We start from the raw sequence: 23060 nt of genomic DNA on the forward strand, positions 1-23060 counted from the left end.
TTTTTGCTTTCTGAATCTAATTACATCATTAGCAGAACACCGGATTCCTCGACTTACGAGAACTGCGCGTGTTGTAGTCTAAACCTCTACTCTTACCATATACAAAGCCTCAGCAGAAATGCTAGGGCTTTTTTATGTCTGTTGTTTTTGCGAAGCAATGTTGGGAGCACTAGGCGTTCCCCCCTGCCATACTTAAGGCTCTAGACTGCGCGTCCCGGTAGAAAGACTAAAGCCTTTTGCTTTCTCCGTATAGAGAAAAGAGCAACAAACCTCTGCGGCTACAAATTATCGCTAATGGGCAGTCCAACTTAAAAGTAACCAATATTGCTGTTTGAATAGATTAAGGCTTCAGTTGAAAGACTGAAGCCTTTTTATTTTCTGCTCATGTTGAAACTTCATCTATAAGGCGATGAATTAACGCTGTTAATCGATAAGGTGTAGTAAATTAAGTGACAAATTTGAGACCCTTACGTCTCTTCGGTTAGCCAATAGTAGTGATGAAAGTTAGCTGATAAGATGCGTTGCTTGTCATTTTCATTTAATGCCCCGAAAAACTTACTACTTATGTGCCCCAATTCCTCAATGACAGCTAGTATAAATATTAAAGATAAATCATTTAGGATCGTTATGAGGTTACTTTGCGCTGCGGCTACTGTGTTATGTTCATTCGTAGCCATAGCAACGCCTTGGGAAAAGGCTAAGAGCCCGACAATCAACTCAACATCATCTATTGGCAGTTATGCTAATGGCTGTCTAGATGGTGCACAGGCTTTGCCAATCAATGGGGAAGGGTATCAAATTATTCGCCCTCAGCGAGAACGCTACTATGGCCATACCGAGGCCATTCAATTTATTGAAAGACTAGGTGTAATTACAAGCAAGCAACTCAACACCAACTTATTAGTTGGCGATATTTCGCTACCTAGAGGTGGACGCTTCTCATCTGGTCATTCAAGCCACCAGACTGGGTTGGATATTGATATATGGTTAAGGCTCACTGATGAGAGACTTTCCGAGAATGAACTCGCTGTTCCTAAGCCAATAAGTGTTGTCGACCTTACCAACTACAAATTACGTAAATCAAATTGGACCGATGATCATTTTCAAGTGATTCGCTATGCAGCCAAAGATGAAAAAGTGGTACGAATCTTCGTCCATCCTGTCATTAAACAAACTCTTTGTGACCAAGAAAATTCTGATGCCAATGAAAGAGCTTGGTTAGGTAAAATCAGGCCTTGGTGGGGACATCATTCTCATTTTCATGTTCGTCTAAAATGTCCTAAAGGCAGTTCTAACTGTATCGCTCAAGCAAACCCGCCAAAAGGTGATGGTTGTGGGGATGAACTTGCAAGTTGGGCCCCGCAGACCATTCCAGTTCCTCCACCTAAAAAAGTGGCTAAAAGTAAGAAAAAAAAGAAAGTTAAAGTGATGCCGAGTCAGTGTTTGGCCTTGATATCAGATAAGTAATCGTACTTGTCGAGGCTCATTACAGTGGTAATGCCACTGTCTTTCTCGTCTCTAAAACTGGAGAAATGTCACACTTTTGTCTAGAGTTTATAAACACGTAATTAAGAACATCGTTTGATATCAAAACAAACGAATAACGACAACAGCAAAAACAACGATGAATTTGATAATGCTTAGTCAGGGATGGCGTGTTTCTTGGGTGAAAGATGCGGCTTATGTGCAGTATATGAAAATCAGAGTCTGATACCCGTCTATAAAAATTCCAAGGATAAGACAATGACTATGATTTGTGCGAGGGAGTTCTCTCAATGGTTAAGACATAGATTCACTAATGAGAATGTCGGTATTTCAATTTCTAGAGAAGATATAAGTCAGCTAACAGGTCGACAACGGTTAGACCCTAGCTTTGTTAATGATGTTCATTATGAACTGATGCAGCATGGAATGGCGTTTGTCACTGATACCAGTAGGGAGAGCTTTTATCTAGTACCGGTGTCTCAAGCTAAAAACTGGCGAGAGCAACTTGAATATCAATTTGAGAAAGAGATGTTCTGTAACATATATCCCATTGAGAAATCGGGTTAAAAAAAAGGTTCAACTTGATGATTAAGTTGAACCTTTTATCTTTTAGGTCAAGCCTTGAATGATGACAAACTTTTCTAATAATTCGTCATCGGTTTCAATATGTTTTGGGTCAGTAATGATGCATTTAGTAATTGGGCATACTGACTGACATGTTGGCTTCTCATAGTGACCTTTACACTCAGTACATAAATCAGGATCGATTTCGAAGATACTGCCACCCATAGTGATTGCGCCATTTGGGCATTCTGGATCACACATATCGCAGTTTATGCACTTGTCAGTTATTAGTAGAGCCATTGCTTTCTTCTCAGTAGAGTTTCTAGGTAACGTTATTTACCTGAAGCGTTACGTGTATCTTGGCCTGCGCTCAAATTACGCATTAACAAACCAAACTCTAGGTCAAGATCAGCTGGTACTGGAATAAAGACAAAGTGACCGTTACCTTTTGCGTCTTCTACTGGCTGAGATTTACGGTTCTCCATAACTTCTAATTTGAAAACGATGTTACCTTTTGGTGTCATCATTTCTAAGCTATCGCCAACTAGGAATTTGTTCTTAACTTCGACTTCTGCTAAGTCGCCACGGCGATTACCAGTGAATTCACCAACAAACTGTTGAGTATCAGAGATAGAGTAACCGTACTCGTAGTTTTGGTATGTGTCGTGGGTGTGACGACGCAAGAAACCTTCAGTGTAACCACGGTGAGCTAGGCTCTCTAGCGTACCCATAAGGCTCTCATCGAATGGTTTGCCTGCAACAGCGTCGTCGATAGCTTTACGGTAAACCTGTGCTGTACGTGCACAGTAGTAGAAAGACTTAGTACGGCCTTCAATCTTCAATGAGTGAACACCCATCTTAGTTAAGCGCTCAACGTGTTGGATTGCGCGAAGATCTTTCGAGTTCATGATGTAAGTACCATGCTCGTCTTCAAACGCAGCCATTTTCTCTTCAGGTTTGTGTGATTCAGAAAGTAAAACGACTTCATCCGTTGGCTTACCAAGGCCTAGAGTGTTGTCTGGGCGCTCGTCTTGAACTTCAATACCTTGAGTTTCTACTTCTTGAATAGCAACACCTGTTGGGTTTGCTTCCACGATCTGACCGTTTTCGTCTTCTTTTGCAGCTTCGGTTTTGTATTCCCAGCGACAAGCGTTAGTACAAGTACCTTGGTTTGGATCGCGTTTGTTCATGTAACCAGAAAGTAGGCAACGACCTGAGTAAGCCATGCATAGTGCACCGTGAACAAATATCTCTAGCTCTGTTTCTGGGCAGTGTTCGCGAATCTCTTCGATCTCTTCAAGTGATAGTTCACGAGATAGGATCACACGCTCAACACCTTGAGTGGACCAGAATTTTACGGTCGCCCAGTTTACAGCATTGGCTTGAACGGAAAGGTGGATCGGCATTTCAGGAAACGATTCACGTACCATCATGATAAGACCTGGGTCTGACATGATAAGAGCATCAGGGCCCATCTCAACAACAGGCTTAAGGTCGCGAATGAATGTTTTTAATTTAGAGTTGTGTGGCTGAATGTTACATACAACATATAACTTTTTGCCTTGAGCATGAGCTTCATCGATACCGATTTGTAGGTTTTCGTGATTGAACTCGTTGTTACGAACACGAAGGCTGTAACGTGGCTGGCCTGCGTATACTGCATCTGCGCCGTAGGCGAATGCGTAACGCATGTTTTTAAGGCTTCCTGCCGGTGATAATAGTTCAGGTACAAATGGTTTTTGTGTAGTCATTGCTTCGTTCTCTAATCTGATCTCAAGTCAGGTTGATACCACCAAGTGATATCAAAGGGGCGCAAATTTTACGCTAAAACGAGTTTGGTTGATAGCCCTAAAGATAACAATGGTATTAAGAAGCGAGTTGATAGGTATTGATAAAGGGGAGCAGGGAAGAAAATAAGCTCAGATATCGTCGACACCTGAGCTTCAAATCGGAACAATTAAGCGTTAGGTTGAGTTAACCCGCCTAATGATTCAAATAGGTTTGGTAGGAAAACACTGAATTCACCACATAGCAGTGAGAAATCTGCATCAAAGCGCGCTGCTTGATCTTCACGAGGAATGTCGTCGTTCTCATCTTTTAGTTCATCACTGAATTTCAGGCGCTTGATGCTGCCATCTTCAGCAAGAATGAACTCAATGCGATCTTGCCAGTTGATCAGAAGCTTAGTTACCACTTTGTTGGCTTCGATGTGGTTTTTAATCTCATCAGCTTCTAATTCTTGTTTCTTAACTCGAACAATACCGCCGTCTTCTTGGATTGATTTAAGCTCTGCTTCATCGAGCATAGTGATGCCTTTAGGCGTATCACCAGATTTCACCCACTCTGTCAGAGTCGTATCAATCGCTTGCTCTGGGATAGCAGGCACTACTGGCAAACTACCCATTGTTTTACGTAGTAATGCTAATACGTCTTCCGCTTTTTTGTAGCTGCTAGCATCAACAACAATAAAGCCTTCTTTCGGCATGATCAGTGCGTAAGTGAAGTTACTGCGGCTGAAAGCACGAGGAAGAAGATCGATGATGATGTCTTCTTTTAGGCTGTCTTTCTCTTTCTTTTTCAGAGGAGTACCAGACTCAGCCTCAAGCGTTTCTACTTTTGCATTCAATGAATCTTTGATCACAGAAGCTGGAAGCATTTTCTCTTCTTTCTTTGCACAGATGAGAATGCGGTTTTCTGATACGTGCGTCATCATATCGCCGTGTCTACCCATCGCATTTACCCAGCCAAACTTCTGTTTGTCTTGGCTGCCACAAGGGGTAAAACGGAACTCTTCAAGTTGTTTCTCTAGCTGATCTGCGTTGAAGTCTATATCACGATTAAAGCGATAGACGAGGCAATTCTTAAACCACATAAATATTTCTCATACCTTTATCTGAAGACGCTCATCATAGGAGATTTCGATCCATTTGTCTTATACCTGCAATAAAAATTAAAAGTGAAATGTTTGAGACAGTTATATGAAAATTTGTTTTCAAAGGTCACAAAAGTGTCATAATTAAACCAGATAATGCAATGCGTTGATTAAATACTAAGGCTATTCAATTATGTCGAGAAGGATTCTGGTCGTTGAAGATGAAGCACCTATTCGTGAGATGCTGTGTTTTGTACTTGAACAAAAAGGCTACCAAGCAGTAGAGGCTGAAGATTACGATACAGCGGTAAACAAGCTATGTGAACCTTTCCCAGATCTAGTATTACTAGATTGGATGCTACCTGGTGGTAGCGGGATAAACTTTATCAAGCACATGAAGCGTGAAGAGTTAACTCGCAACATCCCAGTTGTGATGCTGACGGCTCGTGGTGAAGAAGAAGATAAGGTTCGCGGTTTAGAAGTTGGCGCTGACGACTACATTACCAAACCATTTTCGCCAAAAGAGTTGGTCGCTCGTCTGAAAGCGGTTATTCGCCGTGTAACACCAACGGCATTGGAAGATGTGATTGATGTTCAAGGGCTTAAATTAGACCCTGTATCTCACCGTGTTACAGCAAGCGAAGGTCCAGTTGATATGGGACCAACCGAGTTCAAAATGCTGCATTTCTTTATGACTCACCAAGAGCGAGTATACAGCCGAGAGCAACTGCTAAATAACGTTTGGGGTACCAACGTTTACGTTGAAGATCGTACGGTTGATGTTCATATTCGACGTCTACGCAAAGCACTTGAATCTGCTGGTCATGACAAATTAATTCAAACGGTTCGCGGCGCAGGCTACCGTTTTTCTACAAAGGCTTAATGTGGCTTCGCTGCCTAGTTTACGGAGTCCTGAATGGTTGAGAAGTTAACCTGGAAAAAGCTAGCTTGGGAGCTGGCTTTTTTTTACGCACCATGGGTTTTAGTCGGATGGATATTCGGTTACCTACCTTGGTTACTGCTGGCTGCTACAGTATTGCAGCTCGGCTGGCATCTACATAATCAAATGCGTTTGTCCGCATGGTTGTGGGATGAGAAGCGTCTAACACCACCTTCAGGCTCAGGAAATTGGGAATCTCTGTTTAACGGTATTTATCGTATGCAGCAGAGACAGCGTCGCAAGCGTAAAGAATTGACCAACCTTATCCGCCGTTTCAGAAACGGTGCTGAATCCCTTCCCGATGCCGTTGTGGTGTTTCGCGGTGAAGGTAATATTGTTTGGTGTAACAAGCTTGCTCAGTATTTACTGGGTTTTCGCTGGCCAGACGATTCAGGTCAACCGATCTCGAATTTGATCCGAACTCCGGATTTTATCAAGTACCTCAATAAACAAGACTTCTCTGAGCCATTAGAAATGCCATCGCCACTCAATGTGGAACGTATGCTTGAGCTGCGTATCGTGCCTTACACCGAAGGTGAGCATTTGATGGTAGTACGTGATGTTACTCAGCTTAAACAGCTGGAAGGCATGCGTCGGAACTTCTTTGCTAACGTTTCTCACGAGCTACGTACACCTATGACCGTACTTCAAGGTTACCTTGAAATGACGGAAGACCCAGACATGATTGTTGGTCCAATGTGGACGAAAGCTCATGGTGTGATGACTGAGCAATTGAATCGCATGAACAGCTTGGTCAATCAGCTGCTAACGCTTTCAAAGATTGAAGCGGCGCCAATGCATGAATTGGATGAGGTGGTTAACGTTCCGGCTATGTTAGAAGTTCTTGAAAAGGAAGCGGCTAGCCTAAGTGGGGATCGTGAACACAAGCTGGAATTTGATATTGATAAGAGCCTGCGCGTATTAGCTGATGAAGATCAGATGAGAAGTGCGATATCGAATCTGGTTTATAACGCGGTGAAGTACACTCCGCCCGGTGCAACCGTCAAGGTTCGTTGGTATCAAACCAGTCAAGGTGCGTGTTTGGATGTGTCAGACACCGGTGATGGCATTGAACCTCAGCACTTGCATCGACTCACTGAGCGTTTCTATCGAGTTGATAAGGCACGCTCTCGTGATACGGGTGGCAGTGGTCTCGGGTTAGCTATCGTTAAACACGCACTTAGCCATCATGACTCACACTTAGAAATTCAAAGTGAAGTGGGTGTTGGTAGTCGTTTCCATTTCACACTTCCAAGCAGATTGACTGTGTAATGAAAGCGCTGATACGCATAATGCGTCTTCCTATTGTTTCTGCGCTCGTGTTGGCTACAACTCACTACGCTTATGCGGAGCAGAGCGTAGAGTCGCTTCCTGATTACTCTAAAGTTCCGGGTATTTCTGGCAGCTTGTTGTCTGTCGGTTCCGATACATTAGCGGGAATGACGACGTTATGGGTTGAAGAGTTTAAGTCTTATTACCCGAACGTGAATGCTCAAGTTCAGGCGTCTGGTTCTTCGACGGCACCTCCTGCATTAACGGAAGGTACTGCTCACCTCGGGCCGATGAGTCGTCCGATGCGCTTACGTGAAATTGAAGCATTCGAGAGAGAGCATGGCTATAAACCCACAGCTCTTCGAGTTGCAATTGATGCCATAGGCTTGTTTGTACACCGTGATAACCCAGTTGAAGGGCTTAACTTTCGACAAATCGATGGGATCTTTTCGCAAACATTACGCTGCGGTGCAACGAAACCACTCAATAGTTGGCAAGATCTCGATATTGAACAGCCTTGGGCTAAACATCGATTCCAACTGTTTGGCCGAAATTCGGTTTCAGGGACATACGGCTATTTCAAGCAAAATGCCTTGTGTGGCGGCGATTTTAAGAACCGAGTGAATGAACAGCCTGGCTCTGCATCTGTGGTTCAATCCGTGGCCTCTTCCATTAGTGGTATTGGCTATTCTGGAATTGGTTATCGCGTTGCCGGTGTGAAATTGATACCGATCGCTGAACAAGGTTCCGATTATGTAGAGCCTACTAGAGCAAACATCTTGAGTGGTGATTACCCACTATCTCGTTTTCTGTATGTGTATGTAAACAAGCATCCAGATAAGCCACTTTCGCCGGTTGAGAGAGAATTCCTTACTTTTGTTTTTTCAAAACAAGGACAAGAGTTGGTGGAAAAAGATGGTTACTTGGCAATACCGTCTGAGTTCGCAGAGCAAGAGTTAGCGAAGATAGGGCTATGACACGGTCGTTATAGAACGATAAAAAAATGCTTCATCAGCCATGATAATAACGCCCTAACAGCTTGCTAATGCAGGCTGTTTTTCATTTTGGTCATGATTAATTTAACACTAACGTCCAACCCACACTTTTCCAACGTTCTTGCTCTTCTGCAAGTTCATAGCTAATTAGCTGATGGTTTGTTAGCCAGTCAACATTGCTTCCGGTCAAAGACCAACATTCTCTTCTCTCAATCCTTAAGTGTATCTCTGGGGTTGGGGATTGGCTTCGTTGTCGGTTAAGAATAATCGCCAGTCTCAGAACCCTAATGAGCAGCGTTACCTGTTCTTCGGTAAATAAATAGAGTTCTGGCAACTCGCGAAGCTTAATGGCTTTTCTTTGATTGCGAGCTAAAAGCGACAACAAGCGTTGTTGTTCAGCATTAAAACCGGGCATCGTCGTATGTTTAAGCAAGTAAGCTGAATGGCGATGATAACCTTGGAATGAGATACTTTGCCCGACCTCATGAAGCAGTGCAGACCAACCCAAAAGATCAAACAACTCGCGATGCACAGGTATGTTTATTTGAGATTGAGCTTGTTTCAACAAGGTGACGGCTAGTTTTTTTACTCTTTCCCCATGAGTTAAATCTACGTGATAGCGAGATATGAGTGTTTCGGCTGTTCGAGTGCGGATATCAATATCTTTAAATCTTTCTTCCATATCATAAAGAACCCCTTCTCTTAATGCGCCATCAGAAAAATGAAGCTCCTTGATATCGAGAGTGTCCATGACGGCAGATAGAATTGAAACTCCAGCGGCAAATACGGCCTTTCTCTCGTCACTCAAACCTGAAAGGTTGATGTCATCAGAGGTGTCAAATTCGCATAATCGATTTTTGAGGTAGCTAAGCCGCTGTGGAGTTACATAGCCGTCAGTAAACCCTAACCCAATTAAGACCTCTTTTATTGATTTCGCTGTGCCGGAAGAGCCGAAAGCGATCTCCCAAGTGACGCTGCGATATTCATTTACTACAGGCTCAATTAAACGAATCGCTGCGGTACAAGCAATGGCGAATTTTTCAGGCGTTAATATTTTATCTGCGAAGAAGCGTTGGGTAAAATTGACACAACCCATAGGTAAGCTATGCATCGTTGTTGGTGTAAAACCTTGCCCAGCGACGATTTCTGTACTGCCGCCACCAATGTCGATAACGAGTTTACTGTTAGAGGTAGCTTGAGTATGTTCGACACCGTTGTAGATGAGTCTGGCTTCTTCCTTGCCTGAGATTATTTCTATCGGAAAGGGAAAAACCTTTTTTGCTTGTTCCAGAAAAACTCTGGAATTTTTTGCCTTCCTGAGTGTATGGGTAGCAACGACTCTCACATCATCGAGTTCAAAATCGGCCAGTCGTTCAGCAAAGAGTTCAAGACAGTCTAAACCCCGTTGAATGGCACTTTCTGATAGGTGTAGGTTAGCGTCGAGCCCGTCACCTAATCGTACTTTTTGTTTGTGGCGACTCACTAATTGTAAGTGCTGCTCAAAGACCTGAGCGACAACCATATGGAAGCTGTTCGAACCTAAATCGATGGCGGCAATACGTCTTGAACGTTTATGGTCGATTAGCTGCATGATTTTTTCTCTTTCTTATGTTTTTTACGTGCGTGCTTCTCTATACGTTTAATATAGTGGTATGTCGCCAGTTGTGACGTCGAGTAATCAAGCGGCTCTGAAGGTGGCGCTAAGTAAAGGTTGCTCATTGCCTGGTCAAGGCTTCTCGCTTTGTTGTAATCATCAAAGTGAAACTCTGTGATATCGATGATCGTTTGCTTGGCTTTGGAATCTAAGATCGGCGCTGCGACTTCGATTCGATGGTCAAAGTTTCGAGTCATCCAGTCGGCAGAAGATATGTATACCCTAGGCTTTCCATCATTATGAAAGATCATCACTCTAGGGTGTTCAAGGAAACGATCGACCACACTAATTATCTCAATATTGTCGCTGATGTTTGGTATTCCTGGAACCAAGGAGCACATACCGCGAATGATCATTTTTATGGTGACGTTGGCTTGGCTAGCTTGATAGAGTTTTTCAATGATCTCACGGTCGACTAAATTGTTGAGCTTGAGGGTTATGCTGGCTGGTTTGTTCTCAGTGGCATTCTGAATTTCATTATCAATCAACTGATACAGGCGTTTTCTGGTGTTCTTGGGAGAAACAATCAGTTGTTTAAATTGAGATTTTTGATGTGGGCTTTCAATATATTTAAAGACCTGTTTAACCTCTTGAGTGATCTCTTCTCGTGCCGTCAGCAGAGAAAAATCCGTATAAACACGAGCGGTCACTTCATGAAAATTGCCAGTCCCAATATGAGCATAATGCTCGAGCGCTTTTCCATTTTTTCTTGTGATCAGTAGAAGCTTGGAATGCACCTTTAAACTTGGAATACCATGGATGACTTTTACTCCGGATTTTTGAAGTGTTTTCGTCCATTGGATATTAGCTTGTTCATCAAAACGAGCTTGAAGTTCAACAGCCACCGTCACCTTTTTTCCGTTGTGCGCGGCATCAATAATCGAGCTGAGTAGTTTGGAACCTTCAGCAACACGATAAACATTTATTTTGATGACCGTTACTTTAGGATCGAATGACGCCTGCCTGACGAGTTCAGTGATGTGGTCGAAGGTGTGGTAAGGGTAGTGCAATAAGATATCGCGCGCTTTAATCGCCTCAAAATAGTTGGGGTACCCGCCGAACTGAGCGCATTTGATTGGCGGTAGAGGGCGGTGGACTAATTCACGACGGCTGAGGCTTGGAAACTCAGAAAAGTGTTTAAAGTTATGGTAACGACCTCCAGCAATGACGCTGTCATAGTCGGATAGCTGTAGCTTTCTGCGTAAAAAATTCAGCATTTCAAGAGGCATTTCTGATTCGTAAATGAGGCGAATAGGAAGTGCTGTGAGCCGTTGCTCTAGCCCTAATGACATGGCCTCTAGTATGTTACTGTCATTCCCTTCTTGGAGCGCGTAGTCTGCATCGCGAGTCATTTTAATCGCATAGCAGCTCAAAGAGTCGTATTCAAAGAACCCTTTTAACAGGTCATCTAAACAGAACCGAACTATATTATCTAATAAGATCAGAGTCGTACGTTGTGAATCTGAGTTGTCAGGAAGTTTCACAAAACGAGGAAGGTTCTCCGATGGGATCTCGAGCAACACGTATTGAGAGCTATCTTGATGCTTTATATCGATGGCAAGATAGCTTTGTTCGTCTTTTAGAATGTTGAGCAATGGACTTTCGTCGTTCAACAAGAATGGCGTTAGCTGTGGCAGTACTTTCTTCTTGAAGTATTTTCTTACCCATTCACTTTGCTCTGCACTGATTTGCTGTTCATTGATGAGAAAAATCCGGTTACGTGCCAGTTCTAACAGTAAGTCGTTATAAAGTTCATTAAAGCGAAGATCCAGCTCGCTTGCCTTACTTTGCATTCGCGCCAATAACGTTTTCGGTGAATGGGGTGAGGGTTGTGGATCTTGAAGGATGATCTTTCGTTTAACGTCAGCAAAGCGAACTTTGTAAAACTCATCGAGATTGTTGGAGTAAATACCTAAAAAGCGCACTCTTTCGATCAACGGAACAGACTTATCAGCGGCTTCTTGTAGGACTCTTTCATTGAACGATAACCAGCTAAGTTCTTTAGTAACATAGTCTTTTTCCATCGTCATGCTTATTCCTTGGGCGCTGGTTATAGAGTTTGTTACTTTAAGTGAGAACGTGGCTATTCACAAAAACAATGATCTTATTTTAAGAAATATGACGAAGAAACTTGTTATTAGTTTCAGTTGTTTAAAGTAACTTGTAATATAATTGTCATCTAACGTACATATTATGTCAGTAGCTAAAAAAAGGTAGATAAACAGATGGCTTCAGCCCAATTTTCATTGAAAGAGCGCGACAAAAAAAGATGGTTGAAAGATCGTCTCGTCCGTTTTTCGGTGACATGTGGCGGTGTCAGTGTTTTAGCTTGTTTAGTTTTGATCTTTGTTTACCTTGCTATGGTCATTTTGCCGGTATTTTCTGATACTGGACTTCAGACCGACCAAGTCGTTAAAACCGTTGATGTTGAGCAGCCAATTGCTTTATCTGTCGATGAATATGGTCAACATGCCTTTACTATCGAAAAGTCCGGCTTAGTGCAATTTTGGGCTTTAGACGCTCAAAATACGCAGTCTTACTTTGAGCGCGATGTTTTCGATGACCCAATAGTATTCTCTCGTAACACCCCATCTGAAAACTGGTTTGCTTTTGCTGACAGCGCCAGCAACATGACCTTCTTTTATCCAGAGTATAGTGCGCCTGTGCTTCAAAAGGACAGGGTTGTACAACCTAAGATCACACAGATCGAATTACCTGAACCGTTTTTGAAGAGTGACGAATCGAACGGAGCGATCATCGATCAGTTCGTATTTTCTAAGAATGCGCGTGGAATTACCGTTGTTGCGCAGTTAAGCGATCAACGAGTTATCGTTAAGTGGTATCAAAGCGATCTTGCTGGTGACTATGTATTTAAGAACAGCCAGTGGTTATCGAACAAGTTAGGTTTACAGCAGCAACTGTTAGTTACACCGGATGGAAGAACGATATATCTAAGATCTCAATCGGATCTAGCTGTGTTGAAGCTGTCTGACACTGGTTTCAATGTTCGCGAAGTGATCGACCTTAGTTTGAATGATGCGAAACACTCGGTGAAAAGCATCGACTTGTTGTCGGGCGCCTATTCTCTATTGGTGACGCATGAAGATGGACAGGTTTCTCAGTGGTTTGATGTGCTTAAAGATGAACAGCGTAGCCTGACACACATTCGAGACTTCCAGCTCGCGGAAGAAGTGCAATTTATTTTGCCAGATACCTATCGTAAAGGTTTCTACAGCTTCTATAAAAATGGCACGTTGCAAAGCCATTATACGACCAGTGAAAAGCTATCCCTATTCGAACGAGCATTTGATAAGTCACCACAATTGGCGGCAATGTCGGCTAATGAACTGCATCTTGCGACGCTTATTGATGGCGAAATCAGCGTGGCTAAAGTCGACAATGAGTATCCTCAGATTTCATTCTCATCGTTGTGGCAGAAGGTGTGGTATGAGAGCTACCCTGAGCCTCAGTATGTTTGGCAATCCACGTCCGCTAATGACGATTTTGAAGAAAAATTCAGCCTAGTCCCTATTACTTTTGGCACCATTAAAGCGGCCTTGTTTGCGATGATGTTTGCCGTGCCTGTGGCGGTATTAGGCGCTATTTATACCGCTTATTTCATGTCGCCTCGAATGCGTAGAGTGGTAAAGCCTTCAATCGAATTGATGGAAGCCTTGCCAACAGTGATCATTGGTTTCCTTGCTGGGCTTTGGTTCGCTCCTATTGTAGAGACGCATCTCACCGCTGTTTTCTCTTTAATGGTGATGTTGCCATTAAGCACTTTATTGACCGGATTAGCTTGGTTCTGTTTACCTAAAGTCATCACGAGCCGTTTTGCTAATGGTTGGCATGCCTTGATATTGATTCCGGTATTAATCATTACCGTGATTACGGTATTTGCAGGCGGAAACGGTATTGAAGCCTTGTTGTTTGATGGAGATATACGTACTTTCCTTGCTAGCTATGGCATCGACTTTGACCAACGTAATGCGCTGGTGGTTGGATTTGCGATGGGCTTTGCGGTTATTCCTACCATCTTTACGATTGCAGAAGATGCGATTTTCTCTGTACCAAAGCACCTATCGGATGGTTCATTAGCTCTAGGCGCAACAGCGTGGCAGACTCTGATTTATGTTGTGTTACTTACCGCAAGTCCGGGTATATTTTCAGCCGTAATGATGGGACTTGGACGAGCTGTGGGTGAAACCATGATTGTGTTGATGGCAACCGGCAATACTCCAATTTTGGATTGGAATATCCTCGAAGGGATGAGGACGCTTTCTGCTACGATTGCGGTCGAACTACCAGAGTCAGAAGTTGGCGGCTCTCATTTCCGATTACTGTTCTTAGCGGCACTGTTGCTGTTTATTTTCACGTTCGCAGTAAACTCTGTAGCAGAGTGGGTAAGACAAAGGTTAAGAGATAAATATCGTGCTTTGTAGTGTTGAAGTTATGCCTCATTGTCTTGCTAATATGGCTGAATCATCGGTTTATGTCTGTCATGAAAGCGCGTGTTGCCTAGCTGATACAGTTAAAGGGCAGGTGAATCATGTTTAACAAACTCAAATCATTATTATCTTGGGTTAAATCTGGTTCCCCTTGGATCTGGTTAACTGGCGGTGCGGTGAGTATTAGTATGCTCTCAGTACTTGGCCTAATGCTGCTGATCGGTTGGAAAGGTTTAACCTATTTTTGGCCTGCTCCTCTTTATCAATGGCAAGTTGATTCTAAAGATCTATCGTTAGTTGTCGATCTTGATGAAACGGTCTCACAGCAGGATGTGTTGATTGGTCAACTTTACGAACGAAAGTACATCCCGATAGAGCAAGTGCCACAAGCTCATGACTTACTGTCGCCTCAAAATATTGCCACGGGGTTAATTCAACGCTTAAGTATCAAAGTCGCTAATAGAGAGCTTTACCCAGCCGATTTTGTTTCAATACTTGATGTGAACCTGCGTGAACCGACCACTCCGTCAGAATGGGCTGTGATCGAGCGCAGTCGTGGTGGTTATTTCTTTGGTAAACCGGTTGGCTTTAAAACGGCTTCAGGGACATACCAAACCAACATAGACCAAAAACTCCAAGAAGGCTTGGCGTTTGCCGATACCTTACGTGAAGAAACGTCACGAGTTGTGGATCAGGAAATTCGCAATATCAGTTGGCAGTTGGAAAACCTGCGTTTAGAAAAGCGCAAACTCGAGCTCAATGAGTCGGTCAGTAATGAATATCTTAAAACCTATACTAAGACTAAGCTTGAGTTAAACAGTCAGCTTGGTGATGCTGAGATTAAACTCGAGCACCTTAGAACGCAGTTAAATGTGGAAAGCTTGTTGGTTGAAGATATGACGGGTGAGCAAGTCGAGATATCGCTTAGTCATATTCTTGATTACTGGTATCCCAATAACATGTCATACCCTGAAAAGGTTGTGCATTGGGGTAAACAGGTTTGGAAGTTCTTATCTGAAAACCCTCGAGATTCAAACTCGGAAGGTGGCGTTTTTCCTGCGATTTTCGGTACGGTATTGCTCGTAATATTGATGTCGATTGTGGTAATGCCTCTTGGGGTTGTCGCCGCTATCTATTTACATGAGTATGCAAAAAATAACGCACTGACACGTTTGATTCGCATTGCGGTGATTAACTTGGCGGGTGTTCCGTCGATTGTGTATGGGGTATTCGGCTTAGGTTTCTTCGTGTATACCATTGGTGGCTCGATCGACTCTTTGTTTTATGCAGAGCGATTGCCTGCACCGACATTTGGTACTCCAGGCTTGTTATGGTCCGCACTGACCTTGGCTGTTTTAACCCTTCCCGTTGTTATTGTCACCACGGAAGAAGGCTTAACACGTATACCTAGCGCGGTGAGACATGGTTCTCTAGCGCTGGGAGCGACTCAATTTGAGACCTTGTGGCGCATTGTATTACCTATGGCAAGCCCTGCGATTATTACTGGCTTAATATTGGCGATCGCGAGGGCGGCAGGTGAAGTAGCGCCGTTGATGCTGGTGGGTGTCGTTAAATTAGCATCAAGCCTGCCGGTTGATAGCCAATTTCCATATATACATTTGGATAGAAAGTTCATGCATTTAGGCTTTCATATCTACGATGTTGGATTCCAAACATCGAACATAGAAGCTGCCCGCCCGTTGGTGTACGCGACTTCATTTCTATTGGTTACCGTTATCGTTGGCTTGAATTTAACGGCAATCAATATCCGTAATAACTTACGTGAAAAATACCGAACCTTAGGACAAGATTAGATGTTCTCGATTAATGAAACCTTGGGTTACCAAGCGCCACTTGATGTTCACAACCTGAAAGATGAGCAAATTGCTATCTCGATTGAAGGGCTGAATCTTTATTATAAAGAGAGCCAAGCACTTGATGATATCTCGATGCAGATCCCTAAAGGGCAGGTGACGGCTTTTATCGGCCCATCGGGTTGCGGTAAGTCGACCTTGCTACGCTGCATTAATCGAATGAATGATTTAGTTGAAGGCTGTAAGGTTTCTGGGAAAGTGAAGCTTCATGGTAAGAACGTGTACCACCCTAAGGTTGATGTCGCGACTCTACGACGTCGTGTCGGCATGGTATTTCAACGCCCGAATCCTTTTCCTAAATCCATCTATGAGAATGTGGTTTATGGTTTGAGGCTGCAGGGTGTGAGCAATAGCCGAGACCTTGATGATGCAGTTGAGCGCTCTCTGCGCGCTGCCGCGTTATGGGATGAGGTGAAGGACCGTTTGCATGAGAATGCCTTTGGTTTATCAGGTGGCCAACAACAGCGTTTGGTTATTGCTCGTGCGGTTGCGATTGAGCCTGAAGTGTTGTTGTTGGATGAGCCGACATCGGCACTTGATCCGATTTCCACATTGACGATTGAAGAGTTGATCAACGAACTGAAAACTCAATACACCGTTGTTATTGTTACCCATAACATGCAACAGGCTGCTCGTGTGAGTGACCACACTGCTTTTATCCATATGGGTAAGTTGATCGAGTACTCAGATACCGATTCTATATTTACTTCGCCATTGAAAAATCAAACAGAAGACTACATTACAGGTAGGTATGGCTAACGTTTAAGTTAGTGCCATCTAGAGCTAAGTCACTCTTAAATAAATGACTTTATTCATTTCTTTTAAGGAGCTGACATGCATTTTGGTCGCCACATCTCAGGACAGTTTAATGTCGAATTGGAATCTATCCGTACCCACGTATTAACCATGGGTGGGCTGGTAGAGCAGCAGTTGTCCTTTGCGATGCAAGCACTTCATAAAGATGACGCGGAACTGGCCAAAAAAGTGATTCGTGATGACCACAAAGTGAATGCGATGGAAGTTTCAATCGATGAAGCATGTACTCGTATTATTGCTAAGCGTCAGCCGACAGCAAAAGATCTACGTTTGATTATGGCGATCATCAAAACCATTACCGATCTTGAGCGAATCGGCGATGTTGCCTCTAAGATTGCACAAGGTGCTATTGAGATCCCTTCAACGAAAGAGCAGAAATTCCACGTCTCTTTAGAGCCTCTGTGTCGACAAGCGATCACTATGCTTCATCAAGTTTTGGATGCTTTTGCGCGAATGGATGTAGATGCCGCGGCAGAAGTCCATAAGCTAGATGACAAGCTTGATGCGGAGTACGAAGCCGTGATTCGTCAGTTGATGACGTACATGATGGAAGACCCTAAGAACATTCCTAACATCTTACAAGTGATGTGGTCTGCAAGGGCGATTGAGCGAGTAGGCGATCGTTGTCAGAATATTTGTGAATACATCATCTATTTCGTGAAAGGCAAAGATGTTCGTCACCTAGGTGATCAAAGCTTAGATGACGTTTTACGATAGTTGTAATTCTTAAAATCCTACTCAATCTAGAAGCTTACTATCGCCCCTAGGGTGATGTTGACGGTGGTGTTATAAGGCACGAAAGTCTTGTTGTGATCAAACATGTTTACATCTGCACCCGCTCTCAAAGCCAAGAATGAATTGGCTTGATACACATAAGCACCACCCAAACTCAAACCCGTCGCTGTTTTCTTTTGTGTGATGCCAGAACGTGTCTTTTCACCATCATAATCAGCAAAACCAATCTCAGCTTGGAATCCGTGTATTTGCTTTGCACCAAACATGTTTTGGATTCCAACGCGATATGAATTCACCGTTTCATCATAACGGCCACTCTCATACCATATATCCGAGTAGCTCAAATAGATTGCTCCAAGATCAGCAACCTGAGTCATTCCTGCTTGAATGCCAAAGCCATGATAAGCCCCGATTTTTATTTCTGGAGAAAGATGAAGCCCACTTGCCGAAACGGAAGAGGAAAGGAGGGTAAGTAAAAACAGGGGAGTTTTTATCTTCATAAAAATACCTAGAGCAGTTAGCCGTCCTTGGCTTGCTAATATTTATTTGTGAATTGATCGTAAAAAAGCCAGCGTAAGCGCTGGCTTTTTCTATTGACTAGAAGCGGTAACCGACAGTCCATGAGAATGTGTCGTAATCCATGCTGTCGTAACTAGCGAATTCAAAACGCATATCAGTGTATAGGTGTTGACCGAATTCAGCACGACCACCTAGACCAACGACGAAGCTGGTATCATTGTATGATTCCGTCCATTTTGTATCATTATAGCTAATAGAGTTATCTTCACTTTGACGAGCTAGACCAAGAACACCATAAGGCTTCAAAGAGAAGCCATCTAGGTCAAATTTGTAACCGATGTCCGCGTCAACTTGAAATTTAGACCCATCGATATCGGCTTTTAAGCCTTCGACGCTTTCATCGTCAGTGTTAGTTGCGTAAGAAACGTTGATACCTACGATACGGTTAAACTCATAACCGTATTCAAGTTTGATGCCGTTACCCCAATCAACAGTATCGTCGCTTATCCAGTCGGCAACTTGGGTTTTGCTATAACCAAGACCTACACGGTGTTGGCTTTCGAAACTGTTTGCAAGAGCAGGAACAGAAAGTAGTGAAGCTGAAATTAGGGTAGTAAGTGCAATTTTCATATTAGTCTCTATTTAGGGTTAACTTAACTGCACGATCCTTCGTACTTTAGTGTCCGTTTGATAGAGTTAATATTAAACAGTGTTTTATTGTTATTCTAAGTAGGTATTTATATACCTATAATAAGCAATTCTTATTAACCTGCTTCTCCAATGCGGTTTGAATAACATTGAATAACCAGTGTAAAAGCGGGTTGTTCCGGTTCTTGGTATGGATATGGCTGTAGACAGCAACTTTCTTATATTCATCTGCAATTAAGATATCAATCGCTCTAAGGCTAGGATAGCTGTCTATGGGGAATAGGTCAGAATGTGGCATATACATATCAGAGTGGTTTAAGACATCGATAATGGCCATCACGATCTCAGAACGAAAGCCTATCTTATGGGGGATGGAAAGACTTTCTAGAATCTGCGAAGCTCGACTGAAGTTATCGTTCCAACCTGGGGATATCATCGATGCAATATCGTAGCCCGCCAAATCTTGTGGTGTTACCAAGGATTTTTTGATTGGGTGATCTTTTCTTACTATCAAACGACCCGTGACTTCAACCATTTGCTTGGCATAGATTTCCTTCGATTGGTTTGGCAGTTCATACGCAACCCCGAGTAAAACTTCCCCTTTTTGAATATCTTCGGCTGACGATGTCGTCCAGCTTGTAAGCTCTAGCTTTGAGTTCGGAGCTTGGGTCATGATCTCTTTATATAAGGTGCCAGATAAGCAAGAAAGTACGACTGGAGATAAGGCTATTTTTATCGGGTAATCAATGGCTTTTGGATCGAATGCTTTTGAGGAGTTAACGGCTGTCATCAAACCGTCTAAATGAGGGGTGATCTCATTGGCTAGCTGATCACTAAAGGTCGTTGATTGCAATCCACCATGGACTTTAACGAAGAGATCATCGGAGAAATGATAACGTAGCTTTTGCAGAGCTTGGCTAACCGCTGGCTGAGAAACGAATAAACGCTCCGCAGCCTTTCTGGTGTTTTTTTCTTGGTAAACAATCAGAAAGGTACGTAATAAGTTTAAATCGAGAGAGCTGAATAGATCCTTAGCCATAACGTTCCATGTGTCGCTATATTGAACCTACCAATATACTTGAGTTCCGTGCTTTTACTAGGGGTGTAATATCAGTGTTTAGTCAGCTCTCGGAGGCTTTCTACTTATCGATGGTAGCTCTCAGTTCTTTAATCTTTTGACTACTCGTGATCGGAATCAAGTAGTCGTCTACGTCATCGTGTCCCATCTGAGCTTTTGAAGCTTGTGTCATTAGACTCGGCCGTGTTGATTTTGCAGACAAGTGCAGAGCCTGAACTTTGGCATGCTTAAGAATTTCATGACCATTGTCAGCGGTAACACCGGCCCCTGCCATGATATCCAATCGTCCTTGGCTGAGTGATACCATCTCTTTAAGAATGTCTTTTCCTAGCTCGGCATTACTTGCTAATCCTGACGTTAAAACACGCTCACAACCAAGCTCAATAATCTGCTCTAATGCTACTTTATAATCCTGAAGTTGGTCGATTGCTCTGTGGAAGGTGATGCCTAGTTTGAGTTGATGAGCCTTGGCTGCGAGGGTTTGCATCGCAAGCATGTCTATCTTCCCTTCGGGTGTTAGTACACCGAGTACCACACCATTTAAACCAGCATCGGCAGTGGCTTGGATATCGTCAAGCATACACAACACATCATCATCATCGAAAATGAAGTCGCCTTGCCTTGGGCGTATCATGGCGTATACCGGAACTGATGAAATTCGAGCCGCTTGCTTCATTATTCCAAAGCTCGGTGTTAGTCCACCTAATGCCAATGACGAGCAGAGCTCGATCCTATTCGCGCCGCCAGACAGTGCGTTATGGAGAGATTCTAAGTTATCGATACAGACTTCAATTTCGGTATTCATCATATTTACTCGTTCTAAGAGATACTGATGAAATAATAGCAATCTAGATACGAATCTGAATAGGTGTCGGTAGAGGAAAATAGGGGTAAAGTTTGAGTTTGCAACTACCTCAATTGCGCATCCGTAGAGACAAGTTAGTGTGAAAGGAAATACGCTGGGGATATAAAAGAAAAAAGCCCGAAGCGTTAACTTCGGGCTTTTAATAGGACTTTACTTCTTAACTGATTGGCGGTGCGCTTTGCGCTATTAGCTTATGCTTTATTTCTCTTTATAGAGAGTCTTCCAACCATTAACCTGAGTTGAGTTCAGGCTTAAGAGGTAATTACTTGCTTAGGTCGTCAGCGTGCTCAGATAGGAATGCTGCAACACCTTGTGGAGATGCGTCCATACCTGATTTACCTTCTTCCCATTGTGCAGGACAAACTTCACCGTTCTTCTCGTGGAAGTTTAGTGCGTCTACCATACGTAGCATTTCGTCGATGTTACGACCTAGTGGAAGATCGTTAACTACTTGGTGACGTACAAGGCCGTCAGCATCGATTAGGAAAGAACCACGGAAAGCAACGCCTGCTTCTGGGTGCTCAACATCGTATGCTTTGCAGATCTCGTGCTTAACGTCAGCAATTAGAGGGTATTTAACTTGACCGATACCGCCATCAGCGATAGCAGTGTTACGCCATGCGTTGTGAGAGAATTGTGAATCGATAGAAACACCGATTACTTCAACGCCTTTAGCTTGGAAATCTTCTAGACGGTTGTCGAAAGCGATTAGCTCTGAAGGACAAACGAAAGTGAAGTCTAGTGGGTAGAAGAAAACTACAGCTTTCTTACCTTTAGTGAATTCTGCGAAGTTGAAGTTATCAACGATCTCACCGTTACCTAGAACAGCTGCTGCAGTAAAGTCAGGGGCTTGACGACCTACTAGTACCATTTGGAATCTCCTAAAAAATTAGTTGGCCCAACACATCTTTGTTTGGGCTCCGTTTCTACGGGACAAACTATAGTACAATCGGTACTATAGAAAAAAGCGAATTAAATAGATTAAGTTAATCGAAAAAAGCGATGAGCTTAATCTTTGCCCAGTCCTTAGGTCTGCTGACCTTTACGTAACTTATCCTACTCATATTACAAAGTAATTTCATGAATAAATGGCCAAGTCTTAAGCAGCTTCACTATCTTGTTACCCTTCACGAAACTCGTCACTTTAGTGATGCAGCGGATCGCTGCTTCGTGAGTCAATCTACGCTAAGTAAAGGCATTCAAAACCTAGAAGAGCTGATTGGTTGTCCTCTGTATGAGAAGAAAGATAAAAAGAGCCCATTGGTTTTTACTCAAGCGGGTGAGCTGGTGGTTAAGCACGGTCGAGAGTTATTGGCGAAAGGGCAAGACTTGGTTGAGCTCGGAAATCTATGCAATGGTGATGCGATGCAAGGGCAGTTGCGAGTCGGGTGTATCCCTACCATTGCGCCATTCCTTTTGTGTGATTTGGTCCAAGAAGCCAACCATCGTTTCCCACAATTGAACTTACTGTTACGTGAAGACACGACGACTAACTTATTGGCTGCACTGCGTCATGGTGAGTTAGATGTGTTGATTCTGGCTCTGCCTGTCGATATCGACAACATGGAGAGTAAAGTTGTCGGGCAAGACCCGTTCAGAATGGTGATCAGTCGTAATCAAGCCGATGGTATTCGTGTCCCAATTAAATATGACGACCTGCCGGATGAATCTGTTTTTCTATTAGAAAATGAACACTGCTTAACCGAGCACGCGGTATCAGCTTGTAAGTTAACCGACAAAGAGAAGATAAATCCGTTCACCGCCACAAGCCTCCACACATTGGTGCAAATGGTGGCCAATGGTTTAGGTACTACTTTTATTCCTCAAATGGCCATCGACCACGGTTTGCTGGAAAACCAGAATCTCGTTGTGATCGATCCTCCTGGTCAGCAAGCGTACCGAGATATCGGCCTTGTATGGCGACCAAGCTCATCACGCCGTGAAACCTTCCATCAACTAGCCGATGTGGTTTCTGAGTTGTTGTAAAAAACTGTCGTCGACACTTACGTATTCCCACTACCTTTGAGTGGCTATTCAAGTCGCTATTTTTATTAAACCAAGCAAACTGTCAATAAATATTGATAGTTTGCTTGGTTTAAAGCCGATTTTATTATCTTTTCTATCACTCCAATGATTAGTAAACGTGAGCAGTGCTAGGTTAATGATAAATTGAATTTATAAATATTGATGTCACATTTTTTATATGGATAGTTAACCTAGTTATTCGTATTGCCCTCATTACTCTAACGCCTAAAAATTGAGTGTATTTGCCACTTTCTATGATGTTATCTACTG

20 protein-coding genes are annotated in these 23060 nt (G+C 43.1%); 10 read left to right on the top strand and 10 right to left on the bottom strand.

Annotation, left to right across the window (positions count from 1 at the left end):
* Positions 1 to 627: 627 nt before the first annotated feature.
* Positions 628 to 1467, top strand: coding sequence for a penicillin-insensitive murein endopeptidase (gene mepA / locus BCT49_RS21160; RefSeq protein ID WP_102437996.1), 840 nt, complete (start codon positions 628 to 630; stop codon positions 1465 to 1467).
* A 276-nt stretch (positions 1468 to 1743) separates the two neighbouring features.
* Positions 1744 to 2052, top strand: a complete 309-nt coding sequence (locus tag BCT49_RS21165) for a hypothetical protein (protein ID WP_102437998.1) — start codon at positions 1744 to 1746, stop codon at positions 2050 to 2052.
* 42 nt (positions 2053 to 2094) lie between these two features.
* Here BCT49_RS21165 and BCT49_RS21170 read toward each other — a convergent pair whose 3' ends face one another.
* The 3 genes from BCT49_RS21170 to rdgC all read right to left on the bottom strand — a co-directional run bounded on the left by BCT49_RS21170 (position 2095) and on the right by rdgC (position 4921).
* Entirely contained in the window at positions 2095 to 2349 is a 255-nt protein-coding gene (locus BCT49_RS21170; RefSeq protein WP_102438000.1) for a YfhL family 4Fe-4S dicluster ferredoxin, read from the bottom strand.
* A 32-nt stretch (positions 2350 to 2381) separates the two neighbouring features.
* The gene (gene yegQ / locus BCT49_RS21175) at positions 2382 to 3800 is read right to left on the bottom strand and encodes a tRNA 5-hydroxyuridine modification protein YegQ (RefSeq protein WP_017106506.1); all 1419 of its coding nucleotides are present in this window, start codon (positions 3798 to 3800) and stop codon (positions 2382 to 2384) included.
* A 206-nt stretch (positions 3801 to 4006) separates the two neighbouring features.
* Positions 4007 to 4921 carry a recombination-associated protein RdgC gene (gene rdgC, locus BCT49_RS21180; RefSeq protein WP_017106505.1) on the bottom strand — a complete coding sequence of 305 codons (915 nt, stop codon included), beginning with the start codon at positions 4919 to 4921 and terminating at the stop codon, positions 4007 to 4009.
* 193 nt (positions 4922 to 5114) lie between these two features.
* Between rdgC and phoB the strand changes: the two genes are divergently transcribed.
* From phoB to BCT49_RS21195, 3 genes are read left to right on the top strand one after another with little or no spacing between them, the layout of a single operon-like run.
* Entirely contained in the window at positions 5115 to 5804 is a 690-nt protein-coding gene (phoB, locus tag BCT49_RS21185; protein WP_004735064.1) for a phosphate regulon transcriptional regulator PhoB, read from the top strand.
* 33 nt (positions 5805 to 5837) lie between these two features.
* A complete protein-coding gene (gene phoR / locus BCT49_RS21190) occupies positions 5838 to 7133 on the top strand; it encodes a phosphate regulon sensor histidine kinase PhoR (RefSeq protein WP_102438002.1) in 1296 nt (431 codons plus the stop codon).
* A gap of 20 nt (positions 7134 to 7153) precedes the next feature.
* Positions 7154 to 8110, top strand: a complete 957-nt coding sequence (locus BCT49_RS21195; RefSeq protein WP_102438089.1) for a PstS family phosphate ABC transporter substrate-binding protein — start codon at positions 7154 to 7156, stop codon at positions 8108 to 8110.
* Between the two features lie 97 nt (positions 8111 to 8207).
* Here the strand turns inward: BCT49_RS21195 and ppx are convergent, their stop codons facing one another.
* Both ppx and ppk1 read right to left on the bottom strand, forming a co-directional pair.
* Entirely contained in the window at positions 8208 to 9719 is a 1512-nt protein-coding gene (ppx, locus tag BCT49_RS21200) for an exopolyphosphatase (RefSeq protein ID WP_102438004.1), read from the bottom strand.
* Complete coding sequence (ppk1, locus tag BCT49_RS21205; protein ID WP_102438091.1) at positions 9710 to 11806, bottom strand: polyphosphate kinase 1; 2097 nt, start codon at positions 11804 to 11806, stop codon at positions 9710 to 9712. The genes ppx and ppk1 overlap by 10 nt, the downstream gene beginning before the upstream one ends.
* A gap of 201 nt (positions 11807 to 12007) precedes the next feature.
* Here ppk1 and BCT49_RS21210 point away from each other — a divergent pair, with 201 nt between their 5' ends.
* The 4 genes from BCT49_RS21210 to phoU all read left to right on the top strand — a co-directional run bounded on the left by BCT49_RS21210 (position 12008) and on the right by phoU (position 17637).
* Positions 12008 to 14224, top strand: coding sequence for an ABC transporter permease subunit (locus BCT49_RS21210; RefSeq protein WP_102438006.1), 2217 nt, complete (start codon positions 12008 to 12010; stop codon positions 14222 to 14224).
* A gap of 107 nt (positions 14225 to 14331) precedes the next feature.
* Positions 14332 to 16044 carry a phosphate ABC transporter permease PstA gene (pstA, locus tag BCT49_RS21215; RefSeq protein WP_102438008.1) on the top strand — a complete coding sequence of 571 codons (1713 nt, stop codon included), beginning with the start codon at positions 14332 to 14334 and terminating at the stop codon, positions 16042 to 16044.
* Positions 16045 to 16863 (top strand): phosphate ABC transporter ATP-binding protein PstB, encoded by an 819-nt coding sequence (pstB, locus tag BCT49_RS21220; protein WP_004735071.1) that lies wholly within the window; start codon positions 16045 to 16047, stop codon positions 16861 to 16863.
* A gap of 75 nt (positions 16864 to 16938) precedes the next feature.
* A complete protein-coding gene (gene phoU, locus BCT49_RS21225) occupies positions 16939 to 17637 on the top strand; it encodes a phosphate signaling complex protein PhoU (protein ID WP_102438010.1) in 699 nt (232 codons plus the stop codon).
* A 26-nt stretch (positions 17638 to 17663) separates the two neighbouring features.
* Here phoU and BCT49_RS21230 read toward each other — a convergent pair whose 3' ends face one another.
* The 5 genes from BCT49_RS21230 to BCT49_RS21250 all read right to left on the bottom strand — a co-directional run bounded on the left by BCT49_RS21230 (position 17664) and on the right by BCT49_RS21250 (position 21636).
* A complete protein-coding gene (locus tag BCT49_RS21230) occupies positions 17664 to 18155 on the bottom strand; it encodes a hypothetical protein (protein ID WP_102438012.1) in 492 nt (163 codons plus the stop codon).
* A 97-nt stretch (positions 18156 to 18252) separates the two neighbouring features.
* The gene (locus tag BCT49_RS21235; RefSeq protein WP_102438014.1) at positions 18253 to 18804 is read right to left on the bottom strand and encodes a porin family protein; all 552 of its coding nucleotides are present in this window, start codon (positions 18802 to 18804) and stop codon (positions 18253 to 18255) included.
* 115 nt (positions 18805 to 18919) lie between these two features.
* On the bottom strand, positions 18920 to 19861 hold the full coding sequence (locus tag BCT49_RS21240; RefSeq protein WP_102438016.1) for a LysR family transcriptional regulator: 942 nt from the start codon (positions 19859 to 19861) through the stop codon (positions 18920 to 18922).
* Between the two features lie 100 nt (positions 19862 to 19961).
* Positions 19962 to 20705 carry a copper homeostasis protein CutC gene (locus BCT49_RS21245; RefSeq protein ID WP_102438093.1) on the bottom strand — a complete coding sequence of 248 codons (744 nt, stop codon included), beginning with the start codon at positions 20703 to 20705 and terminating at the stop codon, positions 19962 to 19964.
* A gap of 322 nt (positions 20706 to 21027) precedes the next feature.
* Positions 21028 to 21636 (bottom strand): peroxiredoxin C, encoded by a 609-nt coding sequence (locus BCT49_RS21250; protein WP_009848275.1) that lies wholly within the window; start codon positions 21634 to 21636, stop codon positions 21028 to 21030.
* Between the two features lie 209 nt (positions 21637 to 21845).
* On the opposite strand from BCT49_RS21250, the gene BCT49_RS21255 reads away from it, so the two are divergent.
* Complete coding sequence (locus tag BCT49_RS21255; RefSeq protein ID WP_017090958.1) at positions 21846 to 22751, top strand: hydrogen peroxide-inducible genes activator; 906 nt, start codon at positions 21846 to 21848, stop codon at positions 22749 to 22751.
* Positions 22752 to 23060: the final 309 nt, after the last annotated feature.

The organism is Vibrio lentus (assembly GCF_002875945.1).
GTDB classification, from domain to species: Bacteria; Pseudomonadota; Gammaproteobacteria; order Enterobacterales; family Vibrionaceae; genus Vibrio; species Vibrio apostichopi.

Bases quoted from the DNA above. Each gene is read 5' to 3' on its own strand.
- mepA (WP_102437996.1), top strand. From the start codon at position 628: ATGAGGTTACTTTGCGCTGCGGCTACTGTGTTATGTTCATTCGTAGCC.
- BCT49_RS21165 (WP_102437998.1), top strand. From the start codon at position 1,744: ATGACTATGATTTGTGCGAGGGAGTTCTCTCAATGGTTAAGACATAGA.
- BCT49_RS21170 (WP_102438000.1), bottom strand. From the start codon at position 2,349: ATGGCTCTACTAATAACTGACAAGTGCATAAACTGCGATATGTGTGAT.
- yegQ (WP_017106506.1), bottom strand. From the start codon at position 3,800: ATGACTACACAAAAACCATTTGTACCTGAACTATTATCACCGGCAGGA.
- rdgC (WP_017106505.1), bottom strand. From the start codon at position 4,921: ATGTGGTTTAAGAATTGCCTCGTCTATCGCTTTAATCGTGATATAGAC.
- phoB (WP_004735064.1), top strand. From the start codon at position 5,115: ATGTCGAGAAGGATTCTGGTCGTTGAAGATGAAGCACCTATTCGTGAG.
- phoR (WP_102438002.1), top strand. From the start codon at position 5,838: ATGGTTGAGAAGTTAACCTGGAAAAAGCTAGCTTGGGAGCTGGCTTTT.
- BCT49_RS21195 (WP_102438089.1), top strand. From the start codon at position 7,154: ATGCGTCTTCCTATTGTTTCTGCGCTCGTGTTGGCTACAACTCACTAC.
- ppx (WP_102438004.1), bottom strand. From the start codon at position 9,719: ATGCAGCTAATCGACCATAAACGTTCAAGACGTATTGCCGCCATCGAT.
- ppk1 (WP_102438091.1), bottom strand. From the start codon at position 11,806: ATGGAAAAAGACTATGTTACTAAAGAACTTAGCTGGTTATCGTTCAAT.
- BCT49_RS21210 (WP_102438006.1), top strand. From the start codon at position 12,008: ATGGCTTCAGCCCAATTTTCATTGAAAGAGCGCGACAAAAAAAGATGG.
- pstA (WP_102438008.1), top strand. From the start codon at position 14,332: ATGTTTAACAAACTCAAATCATTATTATCTTGGGTTAAATCTGGTTCC.
- pstB (WP_004735071.1), top strand. From the start codon at position 16,045: ATGTTCTCGATTAATGAAACCTTGGGTTACCAAGCGCCACTTGATGTT.
- phoU (WP_102438010.1), top strand. From the start codon at position 16,939: ATGCATTTTGGTCGCCACATCTCAGGACAGTTTAATGTCGAATTGGAA.
- BCT49_RS21230 (WP_102438012.1), bottom strand. From the start codon at position 18,155: ATGAAGATAAAAACTCCCCTGTTTTTACTTACCCTCCTTTCCTCTTCC.
- BCT49_RS21235 (WP_102438014.1), bottom strand. From the start codon at position 18,804: ATGAAAATTGCACTTACTACCCTAATTTCAGCTTCACTACTTTCTGTT.
- BCT49_RS21240 (WP_102438016.1), bottom strand. From the start codon at position 19,861: ATGGCTAAGGATCTATTCAGCTCTCTCGATTTAAACTTATTACGTACC.
- BCT49_RS21245 (WP_102438093.1), bottom strand. From the start codon at position 20,705: ATGAATACCGAAATTGAAGTCTGTATCGATAACTTAGAATCTCTCCAT.
- BCT49_RS21250 (WP_009848275.1), bottom strand. From the start codon at position 21,636: ATGGTACTAGTAGGTCGTCAAGCCCCTGACTTTACTGCAGCAGCTGTT.
- BCT49_RS21255 (WP_017090958.1), top strand. From the start codon at position 21,846: ATGAATAAATGGCCAAGTCTTAAGCAGCTTCACTATCTTGTTACCCTT.